Here is a 12,203-nt window from a genome sequence, read left to right as displayed (position 1 = left end):
TATGACAACTGTGCAAGAAGCCGTGCCGAACCTGATACCTACCCTGGATGCCACCCCGCGCCAAGCGCCGAAAAAGGTGGAAGCCGGGGTCAAACTGCGTGGTGCCGACAAAGTCGCGCGCATCCCGGTAAAGATCATCCCGACCGATGAGCTGCCGAAAAAGCCTGACTGGATCCGCGTGCGTATCCCGGTTTCGCCCGAGGTAGACCGCATCAAGCAACTGCTGCGCAAGCACAAGCTGCACAGCGTGTGCGAAGAGGCCTCCTGCCCGAACCTGGGTGAGTGCTTCTCTGGTGGCACCGCCACCTTCATGATCATGGGTGACATCTGCACCCGTCGTTGCCCGTTCTGTGACGTTGGCCACGGCCGACCGAAACCGCTGGACCTGGACGAGCCAAAAAACCTGGCGGTCGCCATTGCCGACCTGCGCCTGAAGTACGTGGTGATCACCTCGGTGGACCGCGACGACCTGCGTGATGGCGGCGCCCAGCACTTTGCCGACTGCATCCGCGAAATTCGTGCGCTGTCGCCGGGTGTGCAGCTGGAAACCCTGGTGCCGGACTACCGTGGCCGCATGGACGTTGCGTTGGCGATCACTGCGCAAGAGCCGCCAGATGTGTTCAACCACAACCTCGAGACCGTGCCGCGCCTGTACAAGGCCGCGCGCCCGGGTTCCGATTACGACTGGTCGCTGGACCTGCTGCAGAAGTTCAAGCAGATGGTGCCGCACGTACCTACCAAGTCGGGCCTGATGCTCGGCCTGGGCGAGACTGACGAAGAAGTGATCGAGGTGATGCACCGCATGCGTGAGCATGAAATCGACATGCTCACCCTCGGCCAGTACTTGCAGCCATCGCGTAGCCACCTGCCGGTGCAACGTTTCGTTCACCCGGACACCTTCGCCTGGTTCGCCGAGGAAGGTTACAAGATGGGCTTCAAGAACGTCGCCTCCGGCCCGCTGGTGCGTTCTTCGTACCACGCTGACCAGCAAGCTCACGAAGCCAAGATCAAGCTCTGAGCCAAAAGCAGAGCTACGTATGCCGATGCACGCCGAAAGGCGGCATCGGCATTTTTATTTGTGCCACCTGCGCTGCAAGGAGCCGCGATGAATTGCGCCGAAACTGTCCAACCCAGCCTGCCAGCCGCGCTGCCGGCTAACGCCTGCTTTGCCATTGTCGCGCCGGCAGGCGCGGCGCGTCTGGATACGCACAAGGTCAGCCAGTGGTTTGCTGACCGCGGCTACCGTTGCCGTATCTACCCGGGTGCCCTGCAAGCGCAGGGTTACCTGGCAGGGCCGGACCAGCAGCGCCTGCAGGACCTGCACGATGCCTTTGCCGACCCGGCCATCGACGCCATCCTGTGCATGCGCGGGGGCTATGGCAGCATGCGTTTGCTCGATCAGCTCGACTTCGAGCTCATTCGCCGCAACCCTAAACCGTTGATCGGCTACAGCGACATTACTGCACTGCACACTGCTATCTACCGGCATTGCGGCGGGCTGGTTACCTTCCACGGGGGGATGCTGAATGCCGATCTGCTGGGGGCCAAGTTGCCGCCGACCGAATCGTCGTTGTTGGCACAGTTGGGTGGGCTTGTGCGGTGCGGCGAGCAGATCGCGCACCCGGCGGACTATGCCTTGACCACGGTGTTGCCGGGTGTGGCCAGCGGGCCGCTGCTGGGCGGCAACCTGTCGATGCTGGGGGCGACCATGGGGACGCTTGCCGAGCTGGATACTCAGGGCTGCATCCTGTTCATCGAGGACGTCAACGAGCCGTTGTACCGGGTGGACCGGCTGCTGACCCAGTTACGCCTGGCGGGCAAGCTGGAGGGGATCAAGGGTGTGCTGGTAGGGGACTTTGCCGGGATCACCACGGCGGCGTTGGCGCCGTTGCTGGAGGATACCTTCGCGCCCCTGGGTGTGCCGGTGCTGGCGGGGTGGCGCAGTGGGCATTGCGACCCGAATGTGTGCTTGCCGCTGGGGGCTCGGGTCAGGCTGGACAGTGATCGGCAGAGCCTGGTGCTGGAGCAGGACCTGTTCAAGGTTTGAGATTGTCGGGGCTGCTTTGCAGCCCATCGCGGCACAAGGCCGCTCCTACAGGGGATTGCGATACATTGCAGTTACGCGGTTGGCTGCAGGAGCGCCCCCAGCAATTTCACTGCTGGCGCAGGCTCTCGAGCAGCTTGTGGGTCGGGTAGCCATCTGCTGGCCAACCCAGCCCCTGCTGGGCGGTGCGAATGGCCTTGCGGGTATTGGCGCCGATGATGCCATCGGCATTCCCGGCCTCGTGCCCACGGCTGTTCAGCAAGTTCTGCAGCTCCATGCGCTCGCTGCGGCTCAATGGCAGGTCTTCTTTCGGCCAACTGCCGGCAATGAAGCCCCAACCACTGAAGCGATCCCCCAGCAGGCTCACCGCCAAGGCGTAGGACGACGAGTTGTTGTACTTGAGGATTGCACGGAAGTTGTCCAGCACCAAAAACGCCGGGCCACGTGCGCCCGCTGGCAGCAGCAGGGCGGCTGCTAGCTGGTTGCTGTTGGCGGGCAACTGCGTGCCTGCAGGCAGTGTCACACCCATCGCCAGCCACTCGCTGACCGGTTTGCGCAGTGCGCCATCGGCTTGCCAGAAATCGAAACCAGCCGGCACTTGTACCTCGAAGCCCCATGGCTGACCACGCTTCCAGCCCGAGCTTTGCAGGTAATGCGCCGTCGAGGCCAGGGCATCCGGCGTACTGTTCCAGATGTCGCGGCGGCCATCACCGTCGAAGTCCACGGCATGGGTGTTGTAGGTGGTCGGGATGAACTGGGTCTGGCCCATGGCGCCGGCCCACGAACCACGCATGGCTTCAGGCTGGATGTCGCCATGCTGGATAATTTGCAGCGCGGCGATCAGCTGGTCCTGGGCGAACTGCGGGCGACGGCCCTCATAGGCCAGCGTGGCCAGCGAGCGAATCACCGACTTGTTGCCCTGGAACTGGCCAAAGTTGCTTTCCATGCCCCACACGGCGACCAGCACCTGGCGGTCGACGCCATAGCGTTGCTCGAGGCGGGTCAGCAGGTCGGCGTTCTGCCCCAGCAGCCTCTTGCCATTGCGCACGCGCAGAGGCGACAGGGCGCCTTCAAGGTATTCCCATACCGGGCGGGTGAACTCTGGCTGGCTGCGGTCAGCCTTGATCACGTCCATGTCGGGGGTGACGCCGAGGAAGGCGCTGTCGAACGTGCTCGGCGAGATGCCGGCTTGCAGGGCTTGCTGGCGGAAGCCTGCTTGCCATTGGGCGAAGGTTTGCAGAGGCTGGATTTCAGTGCTGACGTCAGGCGTTGTGCCGGGCACAGTCACCACTGGAGCGGGTTGGGCAGGGGCCAGCGGCAGTGCGTCGGCAGCGGTGGGTTTTTCCGCGCAGGCCACGAGCAGGATGAAGCTGGAGGCCGCGATCAGCTGGCGGGTTTCCCAACGGGGGAGAAGACGGAAGAGCATGCACAGATCCAGAATTGCAGGTCAGGTGACGACCATACCATGCCTGCGCTTGCGATGCTTTCATGCTGCCAAAAAGTAGGAAGCCTCCCAATCTCTCGATTGGAAGGCTTCGCGGCGGTAGCTGCCTTTGCCCTTGTCCGGTTGTTCCTGGCGGCAGCGGAACAGGGGTTGGGCGACGATGGACTTGGCCTTGTTGGGGCCGTGCGTTTTCGGCTTTTTGCTCATGGCGGGGTTCCCGGTTTGGGTGGAGTTTCGGGGCGCACTGTAGGGCTTGGTGCGGGGTGGGGCCAATTGATTGTGTTTATGGCTTGGATCTTGGGGCCGCTTCGCGCCCCATCGCGGCACAAGGCCGCTCCTACAAGGGATCCGCGATCTCCTGTAGGAGCGGCCTTGTGCCGCGAAAGGGCCGCAAAGCGGCCCCGGCTATTGCGAAGGTAACGACAGGCGCTGACCCGCCATCAACAGCGACAAGCGCGCAAGCCCCGTCCAGGGCGAACCCTCGGCCTGGCCCTTGATCTGCGCATCGATACGCTGGGCATCCTGCAACAACTGCCCCCAGCGTTGCGCTGACAAGCGTTGCAGGGCTTTGCTGACCAGCGGTCGGCGTTTGTCCCAGATCGGCGGGCGGGCCTGGCTAAAGGCTTTGTCCAGCGGCACGCCTTGGCTGAACTGTTGGGCCAGCCCGGCCAATTGGCGCAGTTCACGGGCCAGGGCCCAGAGGATCACGGGCGGCTCCACGCCTTCACCACGCAAGCCTTCGAGCATGCGCAGGGCATGCGCCGCTTCGCCGTTGAGAATGGCGTCGACCAGGCCGAAGACATCGAAGCGGGCGCTGTCGGCGACTGCAGCCTGCACGGTTTCCACGGTGATCTGGTTGCCGTCGGCAAGCAGCTTGAGCTTTTCGATTTCCTGCGCGGCGGCTAGCAGGTTGCCTTCCACGCGCGCAGCGATCAGGTCGACAGCGTCCCGTTGCGCCGACAGGCCGGCTTGCTGCAGCCGCTGGTTGATCCACTGTGGCAGCTGGTGCACATCCACCGGCCAGATCTGGATGAACTGGCAGTGGGCACCTTCGATCAAGGCCTTGCCCCATTTGGTCTTCTGCGCGCTGCCGTCGAGCTTGGGCAGGCTGACCAGCAGCACGGTGTCTTCGGCGGGCCTGGCGCAGTATTCGATCAGCGCGGCGGCGCCCTTGTCACCAGGCTTGCCCGAGGGCAGGCGCAGTTCCAGCAGGCGGCGCTGGGCGAACAGCGACAGGCTGGCGCCAGCCTGGAGCAGGGTGCCCCAGTCGAAGTTGGCGTCGGCACTGAATACCTGACGTTCGTCGAAACCTTGCTGACGTGCCGCGTTGCGGATGGCGTCAGCGGCTTCCTGGCACAGCAGCGGGTCGTCGCCGCTGACTACGTAGACCGGTGCCAAGGCGCCTTGCAGGTGCTTGTTGAGTTGGGCGGGGGCGAGTTTCATGGGAAACAGGTGGGGCACCCGAGGGTGCCCCACGCGGGCTTAGTTGCCCGGCACTTCCAGTGGCGACTGCTGAGGCGTGTCGGCCTGCTGGCGGCGCGGAGCCTCCAGCGCGTCGGCTTCGGCCTTGGCGCGCTCGTCGGCTTTACGCTGCAGCTCGTCCAGCTGGGACGGGCTCAGCATCTGCAGGCGCACGACCATGGCATTGACCAGGTCGCGGCGCATTTCTTCACGCGCGCGGTTGGCTTCCTGCTCGGAACCGGTGATGTTCGAGCCGTCACGCACGTAGATCTTGCGCACTTCCAGCTTGTCGCTCAGCAGTTCCAGGTTGTTCAGGCCCTGGATGCTGTAGTTCAGCTCCGTGGTCAGCTCGTACTCGGCGGTACGGTTGCCGCTGCTGTAGGTTGCCGAGCGCTCGCGCTCCTGCTCGTTGGTCAACACCAGGCGGTAAGGCGCGCCGGCATGCACGTTGACACCGCTACGCTCCAGTACCTCTCGGAGCTGGACCACGGTCGGGCCGTAGGCATTGCGTGCGCTGACGTCCATTTCCTTCACACTCAGCTCGGTGGAGCCGGTGCCGCGCAGCTGGAAACCGCAGGCGCTGAGCATGACCGCCAGGCCGATTACCAGCAAATTGCGTTTGATCATGTTGTTGCTCCCTTGTGGGCCTGTACCGCCCACCCGCAGCCACTGCGGGTGGGCGTTTTCATCAGTTGGCGACGATGTTGACCAGCTTGCCCGGTACCACGATGACCTTGCGGATGGTGAGGCCATCGATGAAGCGCAGGACATTCTCGTTGCTGCGGGCGGCGGCTTCGACTTCTTCGCGGCTGGCTGCGGCAGGCATCTCTACCTGGCCGCGCAGTTTACCGTTGACCTGAACCACCAGGGTAACGGTGTCCTGCACCAGTGCCTGCTCGTCGACGCTCGGCCAGGCGGCATCGATTACCGACCCTGCGTGGCCCAGGTGCTGCCACAGCGCGTGGGAAATGTGCGGGGTGATCGGCGACAGCAGCAGGGTGACGGCTTCCAGGCCTTCGTGCAGCAGGGCTCGGTCCTGCTCGCTGGCTTGCGGGGCCTTTTCCAGCACGTTCATCACGGTCATCACCTGGGCAATGGCGGTGTTGAACTTATGGAACTGGCCTACATCATTGCTGGCCTGCTTGATGGCGGCGTGGATGGCGCGGCGGATGACTTTCTGCGCGTCGTCCAGGGCGGCGACATCCAGCTTGCCCGGCAGGCCCTGGCTGACGTGAGCCTGGGCCAGGCGCCAGACACGGCGCAGGAAGCGGCTGGCACCTTCGACGCCAGAGTCGGACCATTCCAGGCTCATGTCGGGCGGCGAGGCGAACATCATGAACAGGCGGCAGGTGTCGGCGCCGTAGGCTTCGATCATCGATTGCGGGTCGACGCCGTTGTTCTTCGACTTCGACATCTTCTCGGTGCCGCCGATTTCCACCGGCAGGCCGTCGGTCTTCAGGCGGGCGCCGATGATCTTGGCCTTGGCATCGCGCTCGATTTCGACATCGGCCGGGTTGAACCAGTCCTTGCCGCCGTTGCTGGCCACGCGGTAGTAGGTTTCAGCGACCACCATGCCCTGGGTCAGCAGGTTCTTGAACGGTTCGTTCGAGGTGACCAGGCCTTCGTCGCGCATCAGCTTGTGGAAGAAGCGCGCGTACAGCAGGTGCAGGATCGCGTGTTCGATACCACCGATGTACTGGTCGACAGGCAGCCAGTGGTTGGCGGCTTTCGGGTCGACCAGGCCCTTGTCGTAATTAGGCGAGGCGTAGCGGGCGAAGTACCAGGACGACTCGACGAAGGTGTCCATGGTGTCGGTTTCGCGCTTGGCCGCAGTGCCGCATTTCGGGCAGGTGCATTCGTAGAATTCAGGCATGCGCGCCAGTGGCGAGCCGGCACCGTCCGGTACCACGTTCTCCGGCAGAGTAACCGGCAGCTGGTCTTCCGGCACCGGTACGTCGCCGCAGGACGGGCAGTGGATGATCGGAATCGGGCAGCCCCAGTAGCGCTGGCGGCTGATACCCCAGTCGCGCAGGCGGAACTGGGTACGCGACTTGCCCAGTTCCTTGCGGATCAGGGCGGCTTCGATGGCGTCGAAGGCGCCGGCGAAGTCCAGGCCGTCAAACTCGCCGGAGTTGATCAGTTGGCCGTGCTCGCCATAGGCGGCCTGCCACTCGCTGCCGACTTCATCGCCAGCGCTGGTGCGTACCACGGCCTTGACCGGCAGCTTGTACTTGTGGGCGAACTCGAAGTCGCGCTCGTCGTGGGCCGGCACGGCCATTACCGCGCCATCGCCGTAGTGCATCAGCACGTAGTTGGCGACCCATACCGGCAGCTTCTCGCCGGTCAGCGGGTGCTCGACCAGCAGGGAAGTGGCCATGCCCTTCTTCTCCTGGGTGGCCATGTCGGCTTCGGCAACGCTGCCGCTCTTGCACTCGTCGATGAACGCCTGCAGCGCCGGGTTGCCCTGGGCGGCCTGGGTGGCCAGCGGGTGCTCGGCGGCGACGGCGACGTAGGTCGCGCCCATCAGCGTGTCCGGGCGGGTGGTGAAGACCTTCAGGGTGCCTTCGTGGCCGATGCTGGCCTGGTCGTACGGGAACTGTACTTCCATGCCGCGCGACTTGCCGATCCAGTTGCGCTGCATGGTCTTGACCTGCTCAGGCCAGCCCGGCAGCTCGTCGAGGCTTTCCAGCAGCTCGTCGGCGTAGTCGGTGATGCGGAAGTAGTACATCGGGATTTCGCGCTTTTCGATCAGCGCGCCCGAACGCCAGCCACGGCCGTCGATGACCTGCTCGTTGGCCAGTACGGTCTGGTCAGCCGGGTCCCAGTTCACGGTACCGTTCTTGCGGTAGATGATGCCTTTCTCGAACAGGCGGGTGAACAGCCACTGCTCCCAACGGTAGTAGTCGGGTTTGCAGGTGGTCACTTCACGTGCCCAGTCGATGGCAAGGCCCAGGCTCTTGAGCTGGGTCTTCATGTAGTCGATGTTTTCGTAGGTCCACTTGGCCGGGGCGACGTTGTTTTTCATCGCCGCGTTTTCCGCGGGCATGCCGAAAGCGTCCCAGCCCATCGGCTGCAGGACGTTCTTGCCCAGCATGCGCTGGTAGCGGGCAATCACGTCGCCGATGGTGTAGTTGCGCACGTGGCCCATGTGTAGCTTGCCGCTCGGGTACGGGAACATCGATAGGCAATAGTAGGTGTCTTTGCCTGGCTGTTCGGTAACAGCGAACGATTGTTGCTCGTCCCAGAAGTTCTGGGCGGCGGCTTCGATATCACGGGGCGTGTATTGTTCGTGCATGGCTACTTTTGGCTGAGAGAGAAGAGACCTTGTTCCAGGCAGCGGAACCTCGCTGCAACCGGTACTCCGGTGTCGTTTAGAGTGAACGCCGTAGCATACAGCAGCGTTGCGCATCGTGGGAAACCTTCGTTGCGAATGCCCGCTGGTCGCGGCAGGCGGCTGCTTTTCATTGCGCCGCTAAGCTCAGGTGTGGGGGGAGATATTCTTTATCTTCAATGAGGTGAACGGATGGGAGAGACGCAGCTACCCGCAATCAAGCCGGAGCTTTACGAACGTCTGATCGACCGGCTTGGCCTGGCGCTGGAAACCGCCAGGACCTCGGTTCGATTGCGCGACGAGATGCCGGCCGAGCTGGAATTGCGCGGCCTGAGCCACGCAGAGTTCGAAGTGATCAAGGCCTACCTGGAATCGCTCCCGGTGCGCCAGAGTGCCTGTGCCGGCAGTTACCCACAAGCGGAGCCGACATCGGCCAAGATCATCTGGCTCAAGGACAAGAAACGCCCCGCCAATACGGCGAGATCCAGGACGCTGCCACATCGCTAGCCGTTCAGGATGCCAGCCGCAGGCCATCGCGCGCCGGTTCTTCAATATCACACAGCTCACGATTGGCGCCGGTCGCACCCTTGTTGACCGGCGCCGATCCTTTTAGGCTGCACCCCTGCCAAGGAGGTGTGGCCGATGCCGATCCGATTCTTCATCAAACAATGGCTGATGCCGCCGGGCATCCTGTTGCTGCTGTTGCTTGCGGCGTGGTGGCTGCGTGCACGGCGGCCACGGCTGGCGGCGCTGTGCTTTGCCATGGGGCTGGGTGGCCTATGGCTGATGAGCCTGCCGCTGGTGGTGCAGGAAACCGCCCGTGTGCTGGAAAGTGAGCCGCCGCTGGCCGTGAGCGACTGGGCGGGCCTGGCGAGCCGGGCGGATGCCATTGTGGTGCTGGGCGCCGGGCGCGAGCGCGGGGACCCGGCCTGGGGTGGCGGTGACCAGCCCACGGCCACGGCACTGGAGCGTATGCGCTTTGCCGCGCGGCTGGCCAAGGCCTCGGGCCTGCCAGTGTTGACCAGTGGTGGACTGCATTACGGCACGCCGCCCAGCGAGGCGAGGCTGATGGCGGAACGCCTGCATGAAGATTTCGCTGTCGAGGTGAAATGGCGCGAAGAGGCCAGCCGCACGACCTGGGAAAATGCTCAGCTGACGGCCAAGGTCTTGCAGCCTTTGGGGTTTCGCCGGGTGGTGCTGGTGACCCAGGCCTGGCACATGCAGCGCTCACGCTGGAGTTTTGAACAGGCGGGGTTCGAGGTGGTGCCAGCGCCGGTGGGGTTCCTTGGGCGCGATCATGCGCGACCGTTTGCCGGGCTGCTGCCCGAGAGCCGGGCGATGTGGCAGAGCGGTCAGTTGCTGAATGAGGTGGTGGGGCTGGTGGGGTATCGGGTGTTCTATTGAAACTTGTGCTACCTGTACCGGCCTCTTCGCGGGCTTGCCCGCTCCCACAGAATTAGCGCAGCCTTCGAGGCGTGTGCAGTACCTGTGGGAGCGGGCAAGCCCGCGAAGAGGCCGGTACAGGCAGCATCATCAGACAGTTTTGGCTATGCGGCCTGCCAGCAACGCCCAGCCCAGCAGCAGCGCACACACAATCGCCAGCGGCCACGAGCGCCATTTCAGATAAGGCGTCAATTGCTGCATCGGCACCACTTCACCATACAGCACCGCCTGCTCGAACTGCGGCACCTGCGTGGTAATGCGGCCAAACGGGTCGATAAGGGCGGTCACGCCGTTGTTGGTGGCGCGGATCATCCAGCGGCCGGCTTCCAGGGCGCGCATCTGTGCCATCTGCAAGTGCTGCAAAGGACCGATCGATTTGCCGAACCAGGTGTCGTTGCTGATGGTCAGCAGCAGGTCGCTGCGTGCGGCCAGGCCTGCGGCAAACTCGGGGTAGACCACTTCGTAGCAGATGTACGGCGCAATCTGATAACCCTTGGCTTGCAGCAGCGGCTGATCTTCCGGCCCGCGGGCGAAGTCGGACATGGGCAGGTTGAAGAACTCGATCATCCCTCGCAGCATGTCCTGCAACGGCACGTATTCACCAAACGGCACCAGTTTCTGCTTGAGGTAGGTGCCATCGCCTTCGCCGGTGACGGTGATGCCGTTGTAGTAGCGGCGCTGATGATGCACCACTTCACGCACCGGCACGCCGGTGATCAGCGCCGAATGCCTCTCGGCAGCGAAGCGCCCCATCACGTCGATGTAGCCCTGTGCCTGGTCCTTGAGCACAGGCACTGCGGTTTCTGGCCAGATCAGCAGGTCCACAGGTTTGGAGCTGAAGCTCAGGTCACGGTACAGCGCCAGTTGCGCGTCGATGTGCGCCGGGTCCCATTTCAGGTCCTGCTCGACGTTGCCTTGAATGGCTGCCACTTTCAGCGGGTCACCTGCCGGTTTGGTCCAGGCATGGCCCTTGAGCGCCAGGCCCAGTACCCACGGGGCCAGCAACAGCAAGCAGGCCACGGCAAGGAACGAGGGGCGGGCGCGCAGGCGGTGCAGGTTGCACAGCAGGGCCGCAGTGAGCGCCAGGGTGAAGGAAACCAGCCACACGCCCCCCAGTGGTGCCAGCCCGGCCAATGGGCCATCCAGCTGGCTGTAGCCGGCATAGAGCCAAGGGAAACCGGTCAGGAACCAGCCGCGGAAGGCCTCTTGCAGCAGCCAAAGGGCGGCGAAGCACAACGCGTCGGCCAGTGGCGCTTCATTGCGCCTCAGCCAGCGTGCCCACAGCCAGGTGGGCAGGGCAAAGAACCAGGCCAGGGCGGCGAAGAACGCCAACAGCAGCAGGATCGCCAGCAGCGGCGAGGCGCCGCCGTAGGTGTTCATGCTGACGTAGATCCACCAGGTGCCGGCGCCATACAGGCCGAAACCGAACCACCAGCCCCGCCACATGGCCTGGCGCGGGGTGAGCTCGCGCAGGCCGAGGTAGAGCACGGCGATGGACAATATGGCCAGCGGCCAGATGTCGAACGGCGCCAGGGCCAGAAGGGTGGAAGCACCGGCCGCCAGGGCCAGCAGGTTACCGGGCCAGCCGGGGCGGGTGATCCAACGCATGTTTGTCCTTAACGGGTGATCGGGGTCAGGCGCAGCAAGTGTATCCGCCGGCTGTCGGCGTTGAGAATACGGAACTTGTAAGACCCGATCTCGGTGGTTTCGTTGCGCTTGGGCAGGTGGCCAAAGGCGCTCATCACCAGCCCGCCAACCGTGTCGAACTCGTCATCGGAGAACTCGCTGTCGAAGAACTCGTTGAAGTTCTCGATCGGGGTAAGCGCCTTGACCAGGAAGTCACCGCTTGGCAGCGGCTTGATGTAGCTGTCTTCCTCGACGTCGTGCTCGTCTTCGATGTCGCCGACAATCTGTTCCAGCACGTCTTCGATAGTCACCAGGCCTGCCACGCCGCCATATTCGTCGATGACGATGGCCATGTGGTTATGGTTGGCGCGGAACTCGCGCAGCAACACGTTCAGGCGCTTGGACTCGGGCACGAAGGTGGCCGGGCGCAGCAGGTCCTTGATATTGAAGCTGTCGCCGTTCTCCTTGAGGATCAGCGGCAGCAGGTCTTTGGCAAGCAGGATCCCGAGCACATCGTCGTGGCTTTCGCCGATCACCGGGTAGCGCGAGTGCGCGGCGTCTATCACCGCTGGCAGAAACTCGCGAGGCGACTGGCCGGCCTTGATGCTGTTCATCTGCGAGCGCGGCACCATGATGTCGCGCACCTGCAGGTCGGCGACCTGGATGGCGCCTTCGACGATGGTCAGCGCTTCGCTGTCCAGCAATTTGTTCTGATGGGCTTCGCGCAGCAGCTCAAGGAGCTCCTGGCGGTTTTTCGGCTCATGGGCAAAAGCCTGGGTCAGTTTGCCCAGCCAGGACTTTTGCCCGTTGCTCGATCGATCTTCGCTCATGGCGGTTCTCGTGATCCTTCGTGT

General features: G+C 63.7%; 11 protein-coding genes. 4 read left to right on the top strand and 7 right to left on the bottom strand.

What is annotated here, in order from left to right:
* The first annotated feature begins 1 nt into the window (after position 1).
* Together lipA and MRBLPB4O_RS24655 are read left to right on the top strand one after the other, a co-directional pair.
* Positions 2-1,018, top strand: coding sequence for a lipoyl synthase (lipA, locus tag MRBLPB4O_RS24660; RefSeq protein WP_016501803.1), 1,017 nt, complete (start codon positions 2-4; stop codon positions 1,016-1,018).
* 87 nt (positions 1,019-1,105) lie between these two features.
* Complete coding sequence (locus MRBLPB4O_RS24655; RefSeq protein WP_341796864.1) at positions 1,106-2,047, top strand: LD-carboxypeptidase; 942 nt, start codon at positions 1,106-1,108, stop codon at positions 2,045-2,047.
* Positions 2,048-2,153: 106 nt separating this feature from the next.
* Here the strand turns inward: MRBLPB4O_RS24655 and MRBLPB4O_RS24650 are convergent, their stop codons facing one another.
* The 5 genes from MRBLPB4O_RS24650 to leuS all read right to left on the bottom strand — a co-directional run bounded on the left by MRBLPB4O_RS24650 (position 2,154) and on the right by leuS (position 8,244).
* On the bottom strand, positions 2,154-3,470 hold the full coding sequence (locus MRBLPB4O_RS24650; protein ID WP_341796863.1) for a lytic murein transglycosylase: 1,317 nt from the start codon (positions 3,468-3,470) through the stop codon (positions 2,154-2,156).
* 60 nt (positions 3,471-3,530) lie between these two features.
* Positions 3,531-3,695, bottom strand: a complete 165-nt coding sequence (gene arfA, locus MRBLPB4O_RS24645; RefSeq protein ID WP_341796862.1) for an alternative ribosome rescue factor ArfA — start codon at positions 3,693-3,695, stop codon at positions 3,531-3,533.
* Positions 3,696-3,893: 198 nt separating this feature from the next.
* On the bottom strand, positions 3,894-4,931 hold the full coding sequence (gene holA, locus MRBLPB4O_RS24640; RefSeq protein WP_341796861.1) for a DNA polymerase III subunit delta: 1,038 nt from the start codon (positions 4,929-4,931) through the stop codon (positions 3,894-3,896).
* Positions 4,932-4,970: 39 nt separating this feature from the next.
* Positions 4,971-5,576 (bottom strand): LPS assembly lipoprotein LptE, encoded by a 606-nt coding sequence (lptE, locus tag MRBLPB4O_RS24635; protein ID WP_341796860.1) that lies wholly within the window; start codon positions 5,574-5,576, stop codon positions 4,971-4,973.
* A gap of 61 nt (positions 5,577-5,637) precedes the next feature.
* Positions 5,638-8,244 carry a leucine--tRNA ligase gene (gene leuS / locus MRBLPB4O_RS24630; RefSeq protein ID WP_341796859.1) on the bottom strand — a complete coding sequence of 869 codons (2,607 nt, stop codon included), beginning with the start codon at positions 8,242-8,244 and terminating at the stop codon, positions 5,638-5,640.
* Between the two features lie 228 nt (positions 8,245-8,472).
* Between leuS and MRBLPB4O_RS24625 the strand changes: the two genes are divergently transcribed.
* Both MRBLPB4O_RS24625 and MRBLPB4O_RS24620 read left to right on the top strand, forming a co-directional pair.
* Complete coding sequence (locus tag MRBLPB4O_RS24625) at positions 8,473-8,787, top strand: hypothetical protein (RefSeq protein ID WP_063422775.1); 315 nt, start codon at positions 8,473-8,475, stop codon at positions 8,785-8,787.
* A 135-nt stretch (positions 8,788-8,922) separates the two neighbouring features.
* Positions 8,923-9,684: a YdcF family protein gene (locus tag MRBLPB4O_RS24620; protein ID WP_341796858.1), complete on the top strand. Its 762-nt coding sequence runs from the start codon at positions 8,923-8,925 to the stop codon at positions 9,682-9,684.
* 129 nt (positions 9,685-9,813) lie between these two features.
* Here MRBLPB4O_RS24620 and lnt read toward each other — a convergent pair whose 3' ends face one another.
* Positions 9,814-11,331 carry an apolipoprotein N-acyltransferase gene (gene lnt / locus MRBLPB4O_RS24615; RefSeq protein WP_063422776.1) on the bottom strand — a complete coding sequence of 506 codons (1,518 nt, stop codon included), beginning with the start codon at positions 11,329-11,331 and terminating at the stop codon, positions 9,814-9,816.
* Between the two features lie 8 nt (positions 11,332-11,339).
* Entirely contained in the window at positions 11,340-12,179 is an 840-nt protein-coding gene (locus MRBLPB4O_RS24610) for an HlyC/CorC family transporter (protein ID WP_003249762.1), read from the bottom strand.
* Between the last annotated feature and the right edge of the window lie 24 nt (positions 12,180-12,203).

Origin of the sequence: Pseudomonas sp. LPB4.O (assembly GCF_038383825.1) — a bacterium.
Classification (GTDB): Bacteria; Pseudomonadota; Gammaproteobacteria; order Pseudomonadales; family Pseudomonadaceae; genus Aquipseudomonas; species Aquipseudomonas putida.
Note: the sequence above shows the minus strand (reverse complement) of the source record. Positions and strands in the feature narration are given on the sequence as shown.